At 55.1% G+C, this 16177-nt stretch carries 21 protein-coding genes; 8 read left to right on the top strand and 13 right to left on the bottom strand.

What is annotated here, in order from left to right:
• Positions 1–362 precede the first annotated feature (362 nt).
• Complete coding sequence (locus GCD22_RS17855) at positions 363–1187, top strand: SDR family oxidoreductase (protein WP_065974726.1); 825 nt, start codon at positions 363–365, stop codon at positions 1185–1187.
• A 252-nt stretch (positions 1188–1439) separates the two neighbouring features.
• Here the strand turns inward: GCD22_RS17855 and GCD22_RS17850 are convergent, their stop codons facing one another.
• Positions 1440–2174, bottom strand: a complete 735-nt coding sequence (locus GCD22_RS17850; RefSeq protein ID WP_065974725.1) for an Aq_1264-related membrane protein — start codon at positions 2172–2174, stop codon at positions 1440–1442.
• An 86-nt stretch (positions 2175–2260) separates the two neighbouring features.
• Between GCD22_RS17850 and thiD the strand changes: the two genes are divergently transcribed.
• From thiD to GCD22_RS18285, 5 genes are read left to right on the top strand one after another with little or no spacing between them, the layout of a single operon-like run.
• The gene (gene thiD, locus GCD22_RS17845) at positions 2261–3076 is read left to right on the top strand and encodes a bifunctional hydroxymethylpyrimidine kinase/phosphomethylpyrimidine kinase (RefSeq protein WP_139112165.1); all 816 of its coding nucleotides are present in this window, start codon (positions 2261–2263) and stop codon (positions 3074–3076) included.
• A 1-nt stretch (position 3077) separates the two neighbouring features.
• Entirely contained in the window at positions 3078–3746 is a 669-nt protein-coding gene (thiE, locus tag GCD22_RS17840; protein WP_065974724.1) for a thiamine phosphate synthase, read from the top strand.
• Positions 3747–3748: 2 nt separating this feature from the next.
• Positions 3749–5041, top strand: a complete 1293-nt coding sequence (hemL, locus tag GCD22_RS17835; RefSeq protein WP_065974723.1) for a glutamate-1-semialdehyde 2,1-aminomutase — start codon at positions 3749–3751, stop codon at positions 5039–5041.
• Positions 5038–5433 (top strand): HIT family protein, encoded by a 396-nt coding sequence (locus GCD22_RS17830; protein WP_065974722.1) that lies wholly within the window; start codon positions 5038–5040, stop codon positions 5431–5433. The genes hemL and GCD22_RS17830 overlap by 4 nt, the downstream gene beginning before the upstream one ends.
• 7 nt (positions 5434–5440) lie before the next feature.
• Entirely contained in the window at positions 5441–5728 is a 288-nt protein-coding gene (locus tag GCD22_RS18285) for a ComEA family DNA-binding protein (RefSeq protein WP_077273628.1), read from the top strand.
• A 12-nt stretch (positions 5729–5740) separates the two neighbouring features.
• Here the strand turns inward: GCD22_RS18285 and rng are convergent, their stop codons facing one another.
• Genes rng through nadD form a run of 7 tightly spaced genes read right to left on the bottom strand, consistent with a single transcriptional unit; the run spans position 5741 to position 10678 of the window.
• Positions 5741–7231 carry a ribonuclease G gene (gene rng / locus GCD22_RS17820; RefSeq protein WP_010640463.1) on the bottom strand — a complete coding sequence of 497 codons (1491 nt, stop codon included), beginning with the start codon at positions 7229–7231 and terminating at the stop codon, positions 5741–5743.
• The gene (locus tag GCD22_RS17815) at positions 7228–7815 is read right to left on the bottom strand and encodes a Maf family protein (RefSeq protein ID WP_031572663.1); all 588 of its coding nucleotides are present in this window, start codon (positions 7813–7815) and stop codon (positions 7228–7230) included. Before GCD22_RS17815 ends, rng begins: the two co-directional genes overlap by 4 nt.
• Positions 7812–8717: a hypothetical protein gene (locus GCD22_RS17810; RefSeq protein WP_065974720.1), complete on the bottom strand. Its 906-nt coding sequence runs from the start codon at positions 8715–8717 to the stop codon at positions 7812–7814. Before GCD22_RS17810 ends, GCD22_RS17815 begins: the two co-directional genes overlap by 4 nt.
• Positions 8717–9145 carry a hypothetical protein gene (locus GCD22_RS17805; RefSeq protein ID WP_031572657.1) on the bottom strand — a complete coding sequence of 143 codons (429 nt, stop codon included), beginning with the start codon at positions 9143–9145 and terminating at the stop codon, positions 8717–8719. Before GCD22_RS17805 ends, GCD22_RS17810 begins: the two co-directional genes overlap by 1 nt.
• Before the next feature lie 16 nt (positions 9146–9161).
• Positions 9162–9635: a 23S rRNA (pseudouridine(1915)-N(3))-methyltransferase RlmH gene (rlmH, locus tag GCD22_RS17800; RefSeq protein WP_010640471.1), complete on the bottom strand. Its 474-nt coding sequence runs from the start codon at positions 9633–9635 to the stop codon at positions 9162–9164.
• A gap of 6 nt (positions 9636–9641) precedes the next feature.
• Complete coding sequence (gene rsfS, locus GCD22_RS17795; RefSeq protein ID WP_010640473.1) at positions 9642–9998, bottom strand: ribosome silencing factor; 357 nt, start codon at positions 9996–9998, stop codon at positions 9642–9644.
• Positions 9999–10021: 23 nt separating this feature from the next.
• Positions 10022–10678, bottom strand: a complete 657-nt coding sequence (nadD, locus tag GCD22_RS17790) for a nicotinate-nucleotide adenylyltransferase (RefSeq protein WP_024894333.1) — start codon at positions 10676–10678, stop codon at positions 10022–10024.
• A 99-nt stretch (positions 10679–10777) separates the two neighbouring features.
• Here nadD and GCD22_RS17785 point away from each other — a divergent pair, with 99 nt between their 5' ends.
• Both GCD22_RS17785 and GCD22_RS17780 read left to right on the top strand, forming a co-directional pair.
• The gene (locus GCD22_RS17785) at positions 10778–11701 is read left to right on the top strand and encodes a lysophospholipid acyltransferase family protein (RefSeq protein ID WP_241781507.1); all 924 of its coding nucleotides are present in this window, start codon (positions 10778–10780) and stop codon (positions 11699–11701) included.
• Positions 11702–11809: 108 nt separating this feature from the next.
• Positions 11810–12262: an Hsp20/alpha crystallin family protein gene (locus GCD22_RS17780; RefSeq protein ID WP_024894331.1), complete on the top strand. Its 453-nt coding sequence runs from the start codon at positions 11810–11812 to the stop codon at positions 12260–12262.
• A 73-nt stretch (positions 12263–12335) separates the two neighbouring features.
• On the opposite strand, the gene mnmE is transcribed toward GCD22_RS17780, so the two are convergent.
• From mnmE to rpmH, 5 genes are all read right to left on the bottom strand, one after another.
• Positions 12336–13694 carry a tRNA uridine-5-carboxymethylaminomethyl(34) synthesis GTPase MnmE gene (mnmE, locus tag GCD22_RS17775; protein ID WP_065974718.1) on the bottom strand — a complete coding sequence of 453 codons (1359 nt, stop codon included), beginning with the start codon at positions 13692–13694 and terminating at the stop codon, positions 12336–12338.
• A 65-nt stretch (positions 13695–13759) separates the two neighbouring features.
• The gene (gene yidC, locus GCD22_RS17770; RefSeq protein WP_065974717.1) at positions 13760–15367 is read right to left on the bottom strand and encodes a membrane protein insertase YidC; all 1608 of its coding nucleotides are present in this window, start codon (positions 15365–15367) and stop codon (positions 13760–13762) included.
• A 14-nt stretch (positions 15368–15381) separates the two neighbouring features.
• The gene (gene yidD, locus GCD22_RS17765) at positions 15382–15597 is read right to left on the bottom strand and encodes a membrane protein insertion efficiency factor YidD (protein WP_010640496.1); all 216 of its coding nucleotides are present in this window, start codon (positions 15595–15597) and stop codon (positions 15382–15384) included.
• Positions 15594–15944, bottom strand: a complete 351-nt coding sequence (gene rnpA, locus GCD22_RS17760) for a ribonuclease P protein component (protein WP_024894328.1) — start codon at positions 15942–15944, stop codon at positions 15594–15596. Before rnpA ends, yidD begins: the two co-directional genes overlap by 4 nt.
• A gap of 4 nt (positions 15945–15948) precedes the next feature.
• Complete coding sequence (gene rpmH / locus GCD22_RS17755; protein WP_024894327.1) at positions 15949–16083, bottom strand: 50S ribosomal protein L34; 135 nt, start codon at positions 16081–16083, stop codon at positions 15949–15951.
• Positions 16084–16177: the final 94 nt, after the last annotated feature.

Genomic DNA, 16177 nt, shown 5'->3' with positions numbered 1-16177 from the left:
CTGGTTGAGTGCTGGGCGGTAAAATCGTGATGTTTGGACACGACAATCAGTCGCTGCAGTATAGCCAAGTGACACGATCTGCGCCAGTATATAATCTGGCCAGCCTGGATTTGTTAACTGAACATTGCTAAAATTTTTTATCTATCCCTGTAAAGCTCAATATTAATAGTTTATCATTATGTTTTTTAAATGATTTATTTTTTTATTATGTTTCATATGATTTATAAAGATATAATTAATTAACAGCGATAAAAATAATTTTTTATGATATTTTTAATAATAATTCATGATTCGATTTACATATGAAACAGGATAAGTCATTAACTGTGGTATCTCGCTGATCTTACAAAGGAAGAATTTTTATGGCGAAGGGATCTGTCGTAATTACCGGAGCGGGCAGTGGGATCGGACAGGCCTTGGCACTGGCTTATGCGGAACCGGACCGGCCGCTGTTACTCCTGGGGCGCAGTCTGCAGAACCTCGAAGCTACGGCGACTCTGGCGCGGTCCCGAGGGGCTATTGTGCGGGTGCTGAAAGTTGATGTGGGTGATGTGACAACGCTGGATCTGGCCGCGCTAAATTTTTCGGATGAATTTGGTGAAATCAAGGTGTTGATTGCCAATGCAGGAATCAGTCATGGGACTCTGGCCAGAGAGCTGAATGATCGTCCGGTTTTTGCCGAAATCATCACCACCAATTTGCTCGGGATGGATAACACCTGTACGGCCTTTCTGCCTTATATGGCGCAGGGTGGGCGCATTGCCGGAATTGCCAGTGTCGCCGGGTTTCGCGGCCTGCCTGGAGCAGCTGCCTATTGTGCCTCCAAGGCGGGGGTGATTGCCTATCTGGAAAGTCTGCGACTGGAATTGAGGATTCAGGGTATCCGCGTCTGTTGTATCGCTCCAGGTTATATTGCCACCCCGATGACGGCAGCCAATCACTATCCCATGCCCTGGCTGATGGACCCTGACAAAGCGGCACAGCAAATGCGTAGAGCCATAGACCGTGGTCGAGCCTGGCTGGTGGTTCCCTGGCAGATGGGGGTAGTGGGAATGATTTTGCGGCACTTACCCATTGCGCTTTATGACCGGTTGTTTGCCCGGGTGGCAGGGAAGGCTCGGAAAAGTTCGGCCCAATACGATGCTGAAACCATTGCCAACGCACGAATATCTGGACGGGATGAATAAGTTTTCCACAAAGCGCTTATAAGGAACTTATGGCACCTTGTTCTGAACACACTTTCGGTATGTTATATAACACATTGTTTAAAATGAGTAAAACTTTTTACAAAATGAGTCCGGAGGGTGTTCAAGTTAAATTAACCTACGATAATCGGGGTTCCGCAGTTTATATCCACAAAGTTATCCACAGAAAATACAGCACAACCTGATGAAAAAGCCCCCATGCGGGGGCTGACCTTTCTGGGGGATGCAATTTGATCAGGCAGCTTGAAGTCGCGGCTTCACAAACCACATCTGGATCAGGCTCAGGAGCATTTCCAGCAAGGCAATTGGACAGGACAGTGCTCCACCAATCAGTACCAGCCAGACGAAAGCCGGATTCTGATGGGTCAGGAACCAGCCACTGAAATCCACGAGCATGGCAATAAAAGGAATTATAATTAATGGATATTTGATGCTGTTGGGGACGCGCGATTTGCTGAATATCCAGCCAGCCACCCAAAAAATTACGCCGAGCATGGTCAGGTGAATCATACCGTTCAGCAGCATGGTACTGAGGCTCATGCCCGTATCGACCTTGGCCACGGTTTTGACGTCACCGTAAGTAACCAAAGGCGGGTTATGGAGGACCTTGGTCATGGCAACACTGTGACACTTCAAACAGTTTCCGGCGATCAAGGGTTTGATGGCCTGATTGTAATCCGCCTCGGTTTCGCCCGAAGCAATCCAGTGATTGACGGCGGCAACCATTTTCGGTTTATCAGCTGCTGACATCCCTGCGTAACCCATCATGCGCGGCAGGACGGTTTGCAGCGTGCTGGAACTGCGATTGCCATAATAATGTTCGGCAACAGCATGTACTGTAAGGCCATTATTACCACCTACTGTAACGTACACATAGGCTTCTGCGACCAAAAGGCCCAACCCCACCAGGAAAATAAATCCCGTATGGACCAGTTTTTCTGCTAGACTCAACTCCGGCAATTGCCGCATGTGGTTTTCCTCCATGAATGATGTCGTTAGGATAGGATTTGCGTGGCAAGTGAAAGCAATTTTCCTGCCGGATTTGAGGTTTGTCCATGCACAATATGTTAATGCCCGAACGCGCTGAAATACCTCCCGTTGTGCTCAGTATTGCCGGTTCCGACCCCAGTGCTGGCGCAGGCATACAGGCTGATCTGTTAACTTGTGCCCGTCTTGGTGTCCACGCCTGCACCGCCATTACAGCACTGACCATTCAGGATTCAGTCAATGTTCAGCGCTTTAGTCTGGTGAACCCTGCGGAATGTCTGCAGCAGGCCCGGGTCATTCTGGATGATATTCCTGTACGGGTGATCAAGATCGGGATGTTGGGCTCCGCTGAGATGGTCAGAGCCTTGGCCGGACTCCTGGATGCTTACCCGCAGATTCCTGTGGTGCTGGACCCGATTCTGGCCGCTGGTGGAGGGACTTCCCTGGCGGGATCAGGATTGCTGGAGGCGATGCGCAGCGAACTTTTGCCAAAGGTCAGTATTATCACGCCCAACGGTCCTGAGGCGCTGGCTTTGACGGGTGCAGAAGACGTGCGGGCTGCCGCCGTCCTGCTCAATGCGCAGGGTGCCCAATGGGTTTTATTGTCCGGGGGGCATGGCGAAGGTCCGAAGCTGGAAAACCTGGTTTTTCAGGGGGGCATTCTGCGGCAGACTGTTATTCAGGAACGCCTCCCGCATCAATATCATGGTTCAGGCTGTACCCTGGCTTCAGCGGTTGCTGCGGGTCTGGCCAAGGGCCAGGCGGTGATGCAGGCAATAGAAGCGGCCCTGGCTTTCACCCATGACGCGCTGCTGCATGCCTATCCTCTGGGGAGTGGCCAGTTTTTCCCCAACCGTTTTTATCATCCTGAAAGCAGTTCATGAAATGCCTGTAAAAACACGCAAAGCCATTGCCGGTTTATACGCTATTACCGATTCGCACTGGATGCCGGAAGCGGTTTTCCTGGACAAAGCCGAAGCCGCTTTACGGGGTGGGGCAAGGATCCTGCAGTATCGGGATAAGGGCGACCCTTGGCAGGAACATGCGCGGCGACGGCGGCAGGCGGGTGCCTTGCGTGAACTTTGCACCCAGTATGGTGCGCTGTTTGTGGTGAATGATGACCCCGATCTGGTGAGAGCGGTTCAGGCTCCGGCTTTGCATGTCGGCGCGGAAGATGCGCCTTTGGCCGAGTTACGCCAGGCCTTTGGTCGTGATCTGTGCATTGGCGTATCCTGCTATGCTTCGCTGGATAAAGCCCGGGAAGCCGTGAAGGCAGGGGCGGATTATGTAGCTTTTGGTGCTTTTTTTGCCTCGCCGAGCAAGCCGCAGGCCCCTCGCGTAGATCTGCAGGTTTTGCGAAAGGCCCGAGCGGAACTGAATATTCCACTGGTCGCCATTGGCGGCATTACCGAGGATAATGGCGGAGCGCTGATTGCTGCAGGTGCGGATGCCCTGGCAGTGATTTCCGGGGTGTTTGCCTCGGAACAGGTAGAAGCGGCCGCCCGGCGCTTTGCGGTATTATTTGATCATCCCAGGAATATTCCCAAGGAGTAATGATGACCCAGACTTCTCACGATTTATTCAAGGCAGCCCGGCAGTGTATTCCCGGCGGTGTGAATTCTCCGGTACGGGCTTTTCGTGGTGTGGGCGGAGATCCCATCTTTATGGACCATTCCGAAGGCGCGTATTTTTGGGATGTGGAAGGCAAACGCTATATAGATTACGTAGGTTCGTGGGGGCCGATGATTCTCGGTCATAATCATCCTGAGGTCCGGGCCGCCGTTCATGCCCAGGTGGACAAGGGTTTGGGTTTTGGTGCTCCCACCGCTATTGAAGTGGACATGGCCGAAATGGTTTGCCGTCTGATTCCGGGTATTGAGTTGCTGCGCATGACCTCCAGTGGCACCGAAGCGGTGATGTCGGCTATTCGCCTCGCCCGGGGTTATACCGGCCGGGATAAAATCATCAAGTTTGAGGGGAATTACCACGGCCATAGTGACAGTTTGTTGGTCAAGGCCGGTTCCGGCGCCCTGACCTTGGGGCAGCCCTCCAGTGCCGGGATCCCCCGGGAAGTCAGTCAGGATACCCTGGTTCTGCCTTACAACGATTTGTCTGCTGTAGAGCAAATGATGCAGCAATATGGTTTTGATGTGGCCACCATCATCGTCGAGCCGGTAGCGGGCAACATGGGTTGTGTGCCACCAGAGCCAGGTTTTCTGGAAGGCTTACGAGCGCTTTGTGACCAGTATGAAACGATCCTGATATTTGATGAAGTCATGACCGGTTTCCGGGTGGCGTTGGGAGGTGCCCAGAGCCTTTATGGGGTGCGCCCGGATTTGACGACTTTCGGGAAAATCATCGGCGGCGGATTGCCGGTGGGAGCACTGGGCGGTCCCAGGGAAATCATGGAATATCTGGCCCCTAACGGCCCTGTTTATCAGGCGGGGACCCTGTCGGGGAATCCGGTGGCGATGGCGGCGGGCCTAAAGACTTTGCAGTTGCTGAGCGAGCCGGGATTTCATGACAAACTGGCCGTGCAAACCCGAAAATTGTGTGACGGACTGGCGGAGCGTGCCAAGGCTGCCTCTGTTCCGTTACAGATTAATCAGGTTCCGGCCATGTTTGGCTGGTTTTTCAGCGACGAACCTGTACGCGGGTTTGATGCGGTCATGCGTGCCGACAGCCAGCGCTATGCGCGTTTTTTTCATGGGCTTTTGGCGCAAGGCGTCTATCTGGCACCCAGTGCCTACGAAGCCGGGTTTGTTTCTGCGGCGCATGGTGATGCTGAAATAAAGGCCACCCTGGATGCTGCAGAATTGGTTTTGGCACAATTGAAGGAGGAAGCATGACCACTTTATTTACCCGTATTATCGCCGGCGAAATCCCTGCCCAGAAGCTGCTGGAAGACGAACATTATCTGGCTTTTCTGGATATCCGCCCAGTCCGTCCCGGACATACCCTGGTTATTCCCAAAAAGGAGCATGATTATATTTTCACCCTGGATGATCAGACCCTCGCCGGACTATTACCGTTTGCCAAACGCGTGGTTCCGGCGCTGGAAAAAGTCACCGGATGCAAGCGGGTCGGAATGATGGTTGCCGGACTGGAAGTTCCCCATACCCATGTCCATCTGATTCCCATGAACGCTATTCCGGACCTGAATTTTGCCCATGCTACGGATACGCCGGCAGCGGAGCTGGCTGCCATGGGAGATCAGATTCGGGCGGCCTTACAGGGCTGAGGCTAGCATGCCGTCGTTGTGGCGCTATGTTTTGGTGCTGCTCCTGACAACCTTGCTGGGTGTCAACATGGCCTGGGGTAAAGGTAAAAACTGTCCACCCCAAGTGAATATCAACCAGGCCGGTATCGAACAGTTGCGTTGTTTGAAAGGTGTAGGAGTAAAGCGTGCTGCGGCCATTATCGCTTTTCGCGAAGCACATGGTCCCTTTCCGGGACCGGCCGCCCTGGGTGCCGTATTAAGCCCGAAAATTGTTGCCCGCCTACGGCCACAGATTGTCACGCAAGGTCCAGATTGAATGGATCAGTATTCACATCAAAATGATGTCGTACTGCTCCTGGGTATAGGTGGCTTCTGCCTGTACCTTGATGGGGCGGCCGATGAATTCCTCAAGCGCCGCAAGGCTGGTGCTTTCTTCGTCGAGCAGTTTTTCCATAACCATGGGTGAAGCCAATACGACAAAGCGCTCGGCAGGATAAGCCCGGCTTTCCCGGACAATTTCCCGCAGGATTTCGTAGCAGATGGTTTCTGCCGTTTTCAGAAAACCACGACCATGACAATAAGAGCAGGGTTCGCACAGGGTCTGGCGGAGGCTTTCGCGGGTGCGCTTGCGGGTCATTTCCACCAGGCCCAAGGCTGAAATCTGGGTAATATTGCAGCGGGTGCGGTCATTCTGAATGGCTTTTTCCAGGGCGCGCTGCACCCGTCTTTTGTGTTCTTCATCATCCATGTCGATGAAATCAATGATGATCATGCCGCCAATATTGCGCAGACGCATTTGTCGGGCAATGGCAGCGGCAGCTTCCAGATTGGTTTTGAAAATGGTGTCTTCCTGATTGCGACGCCCGACAAATCCCCCGGTATTTACATCCACCGTTGTGAGTGCCTCGGTCTGGTCAATGATCAGGTAAGCGCCGGATTTGAGGGTGACCCGGCTTTGCAAGGCCCTTTCAATTTCATCTTCCACATTATAGAGATCAAAGAGGGGGCGCTCGCCGCTATAGTGCTCCATGCGGTCGGCGACCTCCGGAATGACGCGCTGGCAAAAACTCGCTGCCGCCTCATAAGTCTCGCGGGAATCAATGCGCACCCGTTCGATGTTGTCCGACATGACATCGCGCATCATGCGCATGGCGAGATTCAAATCACTGTGAATCTGGCAGGGGGCACTGCTGTTTTCCAACTGGCGGCGGATCGAACTCCACAGGCGGCGCAGAAAATCAATGTCTCCGACAAAGTCCTGATGTTCAACCCCTTCTGCCAGGGTACGGATGATGTAGCCACCGGCTTCATCAGCAGGAATGGCGGCTTTGAGTTCGTCCTTGAGCCGGGATCGTTCTTCCGGCGACTCAATGCGGGTGGAAACCCCGATACGGGGAACAAAGGGCATGTAGACAAGGTATCTTCCCGGCAAGGTAATCCGCGTTGTCAGCCGCGCGCCCTTACTGCCGACCGGATCCTTGATGACTTGGACCAGAACTTCCTGACCTTCGTGCAACAGGGTACAGACATTGCGGACTTCATGATGACCGGGGCGTGTTTCAATGTCGGTTTCGCCATTCAGTTCCTCGCTGTCATCCTGAATGTCGGCAGCATGCAAAAAGGCGGTGCGATCCAGTCCGACATCGACGAAGGCGGCCTGCATGCCGGGTAATACCCGGCGCACGACGCCTTTGTATATATTCCCGACCAGTCCGCGATGGCCGCTGCGTTCTACCTGCAGTTCCTGGAGTACGCCGTTATCTACCAGGGCGACGCGGATTTCCTGGGGAGTGACATTGATGAGAAGTTCTTCGCTCATGTGGATCCTGAAAATGCGGGTGGCGGAAAGCCGCACTGCGTTAAAAGCCGGGCCGTTTCAAAAAGGGGCAAGCCCATGACGCCACTGAACGAGCCCTGAAGATGTTCGACAAAAACCGCACCCAGGCCCTGTATGGCATAGGCCCCCGCCTTGTCTGCAGGTTCCCCGCTGGCCCAGTAATCCGCCATTTCCTGGGGGCTCATGTTGCGCAGGCGCACGGTGCTGCTGTGCAGGATTGCATCGACCTGTCCATCATGCAGCAGGGCAACTGCCGTATGTACCTGATGGTCTTTCCCGCCGAGTTTCGCGTACATGGCATAGGCGTCGGCAGCGTCGCGGGCCTTGCCAAATGCTTGTCCGGCCAGGGCAACCACCGTATCGGCGGCAAGGATCAGATTTTCTGGATGACTTCCGGCCAGGGCCGTGGCTTTGCTGCGCGCCAGGCGCTGCGCCAGATTTTCCGGGCGTTCACCGGCCTGTGCGGTTTCATCGACATCCGCAACCTGCACCTGCGGGTCATAGCCCAGTTGCCGGAGCAGGGCCAGTCGCCGGGGAGAAGCCGATGCCAGAATCAGCTTGCTCACGAAGTGGGGCTGGCATTCACCAGAAGCAGCTCGGCGGTTCCCGCTGCCAGGCCGGAACCCGTCGCCAGGGCCAGAGACTGGTCGGGGACGCCATTACGCCGCAGATTGCGCAAAATGGCTTCGGCGCGCTGGGTGGCCGCATTGGCTCCCAGCGGCTGGGGCGCTACCCGCACCAGAATTTCATGGGCATTACTTTGTTTGAGAATGCGGGAAATAGCCTGCAAACGTTGTTCACCATCACTACTGAGGCGGTTATCGCTGCCAAAAAGACTATCGGCAGGCATGGAGACATGCACCCCATCGCTGGCGGCCTGCACCCGGGCATATACGGTCAAAGCCTTGCCATAAGCAGGCAGGCTCATGGTGCTGGTAATGGCGGTACTGCTGGATAAGCCGTTTAGCGAATTTGGCGCTTGTTTTGCAAGGCTGGCGAGATGCTTTTCTTCAGCCTGTAGCATCTGTTTTTGTTGTTGAATTTCTTCCTGCAAATGTTGGGTTTGCGCGCCGGTCATGGTTTTGCTGGCCAATTGCTGGCGCAATTGCGCATATTCATTTTGCAGGGCCTGATGCTGCCTGGTCAGGGACTGCACCTGCTGGTGTAGCTTATTCAGGCTGGTCTGTTGATGAATAGATTGGCGCTGTTCCTGCAGGCCCGCCATCCGGGCGTCAAAAATGGCTTTGTCGACCTGAAAGATTGCCGGGTTGACCTGATCACGGGTCATCATTTGCAGGGATTCCTGCAAGCCCGATAAAGTGGCTGGCGGAATGGCCGGCCCGCTGCGCTGGGCATTCTGCAGGCGTTGCAGGGATTGTTGTAATACCCGGGTGGTTGCGACATCGGCACTGGCCAGCGCGGGAAATGACAACAACAGGGCGGCAGCAATCAGGGCGTGGACGCGCATTATTGAGACTCCTTGGCGATTTGTGCCTTGGTGGCATCTATTTGCTGGTGGGTTGCGGCGATCTGGCTTTGCAGATTGGCGATCTGGCTCTGCAGGGCCTGACGCTGGCTGCTGCCGGGAGAGCTCTTGAGACGAACCTGAATATTATCCAGCAATACTTTCGCCAGCAGGGTTTCGCGCTCTGCCAGGAGATAATCGCCCCGGGACTGCGCGGATTGAGCCGCTGTCAATGCGCTTTTAACCGGTGCCAGCTGGGCATCATTGACGGCGGGTGAAAGGGCCAGAATGTGCTCCCGCCCTACCTGCACGGCAATGGCATCCGAACTGCTCTGCTGGGGGCTGACTTCCACCATTTGCGCACAGGCGCTCAGTCCGAGACTCAGGGTCAGGGCAATACTTATCCGGATGACTCCCGGTTTTATCCACATTTGCTTCACGTCAGCGTCACTCCTCTGCGCCACGATGATAAGGTAATCCGGCCTGAATGCTCCAGGCCCGATATAATTGTTCCGCTAAAACTACCCGCACAACAGGATGTGCCATGGTTAATGCCGACAGTGACCATTGCCAGTCAGCCTGTAGTTCGGGGTCCAGTCCATCCGGCCCGCCGATCCAGAAGGTGACGTCGCGGCCACCCAGAAACCAGGCATCCATCCGCTGCGCCAAGGCTTCACTGCTCAGAACTTTGCCACCCACTTCTAGAGCGACTTTCTCGGACCCTGCAGGCGTGGCACTGCGTATTCGCTCGCCTTCTTCACGCCGCCACCGGATCGGGTCGCCACTGCGCCCCCTTTTGGCCATTGGCAGGGCGCGCCATTCTACCCGACACTGCGGCGGCATTCTGGCTGCATATTCAGCGACACCGCTTTCCACCCAGGCCGGCATTTTGTTGCCGATGGCAAGAATCCGGAGCCGCATCAATAATCAGCGGCGTTCGTTTTGCCCACGCATCTGGGGAAGTTCTCCCCAGAGCCGTTCGAGCTGATAAAAATCGCGCACCTCAGGGCGCATGACGTGAACTACCACATCGCCGAGATCCACCAGTGCCCAATCACCCACGCTGAGCCCTTCTTTTCCTAGTGGCCGGACGCCCTCTTCGCGCATGCGGGCCATGACATGATCAGCCAGGGCCTTGAGATGACGGTCGGAGGTGCCGGAGGCAATAATCAGATAATCCGTAATGTCGGTCTGTTTACGGACGTCGATGGCTTTGATATCGAGGGCTTTGTGTTCATCAAGAACAGTCACAATAATGTCGCGGAGATTTTCTGCTGTCGCCAAGTGCAATAATCCTTTGTGTCGAATTACGGGCTTTGGTAGAGCCCCTTGCTCTCAATATAATCCAATACTTCGTCGGGTAACAGGAAGCGCGGACTTTGGCCGTTGGCCAACAGGCTGCGAATACTGGTCGCGGAGATTTCCAGTGCGGTGATGGTCTGAAAAAAAATGAAGCCGGCGGGTTGTTGGTGGAGCTGGTGGATATCGTCGCAACGCCGTTGATAGAGGGTTTGCCGCAAGGCTTCGGGGAGCTCGGCAGCTGGCCAGCCCGGTCGTCCGGTGACGATAAGATGGGTTAATTCCAGAATCTGTTGCCAGTCGCGCCAGGTATCAAAACGCAAAAAGGCATCCATGCCAATGACCATGGCCAGCAAGGCATCCGGGCGTTCCAGACGCAGCGTGCGGAGGGTGTCCACGGTATAGGACGGCCCCTCACGTCCCACCTCTCGATCACTGACGACAAAACGGGGGTGGTGGGCGACGGCAATGCGGGCCATGGCCAGACGATGTTGGGCGGCAGCCCAGGGACTTTTACGATGCGGCGGGTGACCTGCAGGAATCAGCATCACCTCGGCAGTCTTGAGGGCCTGACGGACTTCCTCTACGGCGCGCAGATGCCCGTAGTGGATGGGATCGAAAGTCCCCCCCAGAATAACCAGATCATTGTTGGTGGAAATCTTCATACCCCGAATATAACGAAGGGTGGAGGTGGGGGGAAGACAGCGACAAAAGACCGGTCCCGCGTTTATGATGTGCGCTTTGCGGAGCAGATCAGGAATCAGGTGGCTAAATCATCAGTCGAATCCTCCAGGGCAAGCCCCGGACAGCGGTTGCAGGTGTGGTTGATTGTCGCCCTGCTGCGTGGTGCAGCCGTTTTGCCGGGTTCATGGCGGGCGGCGTTGGGTTCCGCGCTCGGCGATGTCGCCCGGCGGATTATGCGGCGACCCCGCCAGGTGGTGGACGCAAATCTGGCCATTGCTTTTCCCGATCTTTCTTTGGTGCAGCGCCACGATTTGCAACGCCAGCATTTTCGCGCATTGGGCCAGGCGGCTTTGGAACTGGGGCCCCTGTGGTTCTGGCCTTTGCCCCGGGCTTTGCGGTTGATTCGTGAGGTGCGCGGTGTGGAACAGGTGGATGATGCGCTGGCAGAAGGACGCGGTGTCATTTTGTTTACCGCCCACCTGGGGGCCTGGGAAGCGGCCGTACAATATATTGGTCATCGCTGGCCGGTGACGGTGCTGTATATGGACACCCGCAACCCGGCGTTAAATGCATTGATGGCTGCAGGTCGGGGACGCAGTGGCGCACGGTTGACGTCCAAGGAAGAGGGCATTCGTCCTCTTTTGCATACTTTGCAGCAGCATCAGGTGGTGGGTATTTTGCCGGACCAGAATGTGGATCCCCGGGAAGGAGACTATGCCCCTTTTTTTGGGCGACCCGCCTGTACCACTCCTTTGCTGGGGCGGCTGGCCCTGCGCCGGCAGAGCCCGGTATTCGGTCTGTTTGCCTACCGTCTGCCCCGTGGTCAGGGATTTCGACTGGAGTTTGTGCCCATGCCCGAAAATTTTCCTGCGGGTGCAGCGGTGGCAGACGCCACGGCCATGAATACCGTGCTGGAAGCAGCCATTCGCAAGGCCCCGGAACAATACTGGTGGGTGCATCGTCGTTTCAAGGATCAGCCGGAGGGCTGGGATTATCCATACTGAATTATTTCTTCAACAATATTTCTCTCAGGGCTTGAAAATGGTTTTTCGCAGCCCCATTAACTGGAGCATGGTGATCAGGTCACCGGGATGAATTAAGGAGATTATTCCATGGTTGATGAAAAGAATTCTTCAGTACAGTCGGTGCGTTCGGTGGATCCGGTAGAGCAGTTTTTTGATTCCCTTTTGCCCGGCGTTTTTCGTCCGGTAAATAACGGTAATCAGAATGGTTCAGTGCGCGCACATATTGCTCATATTGATGTCCTGGACCGGGATAACGAAATAGTCATTCGCGCCGAAGTACCCGGTATGGATAAGGAAAAGCTGGATGTCCAGGTTCATGGTAACCAGGTATATATCAGCGGCAGCAAGGAAGAAAACAAGACGGAAGAAGAAGGTAAGTACATTTATCGTGAACGCCGTTATGGTGATTTTTCACGGACGGTACAGTTACCTGTTGATGTAGATGCCAGCCAGAGTAAGGCAGCCTATAAAGATGGCGTTCTGGAGCTGGTCTTACCCAAGGCGGAATCTGCCAAAAGGCGGAAAATCAGCGTCGAATGAGGTTTAGCAATAGTTGAAAAAATAAAAGGGCTGGAGAGTTATCCAGCCCTTTTTATACTATGAAGATCTGCATTTATTTACCGATGCAGAAGCGCGAAAAAATCTCTCCGAGAATATCTTCCACATCAATTTTTCCGGTAATTTGCGCCAGGGCATTGGCCGCTTCCCGCAGCGACTGAGCCAGCAGTTCCGGGGGGGCTGCGCTATGGTGCATGTGCACGGCCTCTGCCACTTTTTCGGTCGTGTCGGCCAGTGCTTCCACATGGCGCTGCCGGGCACTGAACACACAGGCGCTGTTTTCCATACCCATCTGCTGCATGATTTCCGCTTTCAGGGCATCCAAACCATTTCCGACCAGCGCAGAAATGGCCAGACAGGCTTCGTGGGCCGGTGCTTTGGGGAGACTGGTTACCAGATCCTGCTTGTTCCAGATAATTAATCGGGCTATGGATGGCAGGGTATCGAGAATGGCCTGGTCTTCTGCTTGCCAGCCAGTGTGGGCGTCCGCAACCAGCAATATCAGCTGGGCACTTTGCAAAATCTGCCGCGCCCGGGAAATACCTTCTGCCTCAACCAGATCCTGAGATTCCCTGAGACCTGCCGTATCAATGAGTTCTACGGGCAGGCCGTCGAGCAGGATTTCCTCGCGCAGCAGGTCACGGGTAGTTCCGGGAACCGGTGTAACAATGGCCGCATCCCGTTGGGCCAGCGCATTCATCAGGCTGGATTTGCCAACATTGGGGCGACCGGCAAGAATGACGCGGCCACCCCGGGCGAGACGTGCACCTTGCCGGGCTTGCTGTTGCAAGTGAAGCAGCTGCTTCTGCAAGGTTTCGAGACCATGATGAACAGCGCTGTCGTGCGCAGTGCCGAGGTCTTCCTCGCTGAAATCCAGCCCGGCCTCCACCAGGGCAAGAAGTTGTAATAATTGCCCATAGATGGCGTCGACAGCCTTGGAAAAAGCGCCTTCGAGACTTGCCGAAGCGGCACGTACCTGCGCTTCGCTGCGCGCATGAATGAGGTCTGCCACGGCTTCCGCCTGGGCCAGATCCAGACGGCCATGGAGAAAAGCGCGTTCGGTAAACTCACCTGCCCGCGCTGCACGGGCGCCATAAGCGACCGATTCCTGCATTAAGGCGGCCAGTGCCAGAGGACTCCCATGTCCCTGTAATTCGACCACGTCTTCACCGGTATAGCTATGCGGTGCCGGGAAATAGAGGGTAATACCGTGATCTATGCCCTGGCCATCGCGGCCGTAAAAACGCCGGAAATGGGCATATCGGGCGGGCCAGTTCGGGCTTTCCGGGGCCAGTCCGCAGAGGGCCTTGGCAATGCGCAGGGCGGCTGGACCAGAGAGGCGCAAAATGCCGACGCCCCCCTCTCCGGGCGGCGTCGCAATGGCGACGATGGTATCTCCCTGCTGATAGCGCATCTATAAGAACCTCGCCACGATTCAGGAACCGATGAGACAACCCGGCTGCGAAAAGCCGTGCCGCCCTAGTCTTTGGCGGCCATGATGTGTCGGGTGATCAGATATTGCTGACCAATGGAAACGACGTTGTTGGTCAACCAGTAGAGTACCAGACCTGCCGGGAAAAAAGAGAAAAACACCGCAAAAATGACCGGCAGAGCCGACATGATTTTTTTCTGCATCGGATCGACGGGCGCAGGGTTGAGACGCTGCTGAAAAAACATGGAAATGCCCATGAGCAGCGGCAGGATGTAATAAGGATCGGGCACCGCCAGATCATGAATCCAGAGGATGAAGGGTGCCTGGCGGAGTGATACGCTTTCCACCAGAACCCAGTAAAGGGCAATGAAAAAAGGCATTTGCAGAAGGATCGGCAAACAACCCGCCATCGGATTGACCTTTTCCGTACGGTAGAGCTCCATCATGGCCGCGCCCAGTTTCTGCTTATCATCACCACATTCTTTTTTCAGTTTTTCCAGTTTGGGCTGAAGCTTGCGCATATTGGCCATAGACCGGTAACTGATGGCCGAGGGATAGAAAAATATCGCCTTGATGACAATAACCAAAAGGATAATGGCCAGACCCCAGTTGCCAACCAGACCATGAAACCATTTGAGTACCAGATGCATGGGTTCGGCAATAATGGCAAACCAGCCATAGTCCACCGTCTGCTCCAGACCCCGACCCAGTGCCGCCAGACGACTTTGCTGTTTGGGACCCAGAAAAATCTGCTGGGTAATGGTGGTACTCTGCCCCGGAGCCAGGGTGGGTAGAGGCGTATTTACCCCCGCCACATAATTACCGCCGGAGGGTCGGGCATAAACCTGCACATGCTGCGCCTGTTCGGCGGGCAGAACGGCTGCCAGAAAATAATGGTCCATCATTCCGGCCCAGCCAGGCCCTGCTTCCGTGTGGGGGTGGTCACGCATGTCACCAAAACTGACTTCACTGAAGTTTCCGCCATGCATCAGTACGGCGCCCGTAAAAATGGACATGAACATGTGACTTTCGGCGCGATCATTGCGCAGAATCTGATCAAAGTAGCTGCCGTTCCAGGGCTGGGTTCCGCTGTTGGTTACCTGGATGTGTTCTTCAGCAAGATAGCTATCGGGCTGGAAAACCCAGGTTTTGGTGATCGTCAAAGGTCCGGCCTTGCCCTTTAGTACGATCGGGCTGTCCGTATCCGAAGAGGGATTCTCTTCTGCAAACTGGGGAATGAGTAATTGTCCGTCGCTTCCCAAAAACCCACTTTGTTGGGTCGTCAGTTTGGCGGAGCTTGTGTCCAGAATAGGGTAAGGAGCGGGATTATTGGTGGCTACGGGATAGGCAAGCAGGCCAAGATTCTGGATATCTCCACCATGCAGGCCGATATGACCGGTAAACACCTTGGTGCTGAAAGGCACAGAGGGGCCGCGCGCTGGAGCCATGGCTTGACTGACGGCTGCAGGTACCGTCGTGTTAATGGGTGAAACCGTCGGGGCGGTGACGGGAGCGGCGCTGGGGGTGACTGCCTTGCTGGCGGTGCTGGTTGCGGGCGTCACGGTTTTCGGCGCATTTTGCGCCTGCCAGGCCTGAAACAACAGAAAAAAGACCACGGCCAGTGCAATGACAAGAAAAGTTTTCTGATTTTCCATGGAGCCCCAGAGTATTAAGGAACGGGATCAACACCGCCCGCGTGCCAGGGATGGCAGCGGCCGATACGTTTGATACCCAGCCACGAACCCTTGGCGATGCCATAGCGTTCAATGGCCTGACAGGTATATTCGGAGCAGGTCGGATAAAAGCGGCAATGATGGCCCAGCAAGGGACTGATGGCATATTGATAGGTACGAACCGCCAGCACGGCTGCGCGGCGCGCGCTCATGCTTTCCCCAGCAGTTGCCGGAAATAACCACCCATAACGCGCATACTGAGTTGTCTGGCCCCATTCCGGGCAACCACCATGACATCCTGTCCTGCCGAGCGCGTTTGCTGCAGGCGAAAGGCCTCGCGCAGACGACGTTTGACCCGGTTACGAATGACGGCGTTACCTACCTTGCGGCTCACGGCCAAACCCAGCCGGGGATGAGAAACAGTATTGGGGAGGGTATACATGACCAACTCGGGAAAAACTTTTTTGCGCCCTTGTTTAATGGTGCGCTGAATCAACGCTTTCTGACGGAGGCGATCCTCGCGGGTAAAGCGATGAGGATGCGCCTGCGCCGGATGCATAAACTTACGGACAGAGACGCTGACGGCCCTTGGCGCGCCGACGTTTCAGAACAAGACGCCCGGACTTGGTCGCCATGCGGGCACGAAAGCCGTGAGTCCGCTTGCGATGGGTAATGCTGGGTTGAAAAGTACGCTTCATTGGAACACTTCCTGCGGGTAAATCCTAAGGGCTGAGAAGATAAGGAGATGCTGTCCGAAAGTCAAGGTGTCGAACTCAACCAAATCCATTTAAG

It is taken from the genome of Acidithiobacillus thiooxidans ATCC 19377, from assembly GCF_009662475.1.
In the GTDB taxonomy this organism is placed as follows: Bacteria; Pseudomonadota; Gammaproteobacteria; order Acidithiobacillales; family Acidithiobacillaceae; genus Acidithiobacillus; species Acidithiobacillus thiooxidans.
This window is presented reverse-complemented; position numbering and strand designations above follow the sequence as displayed.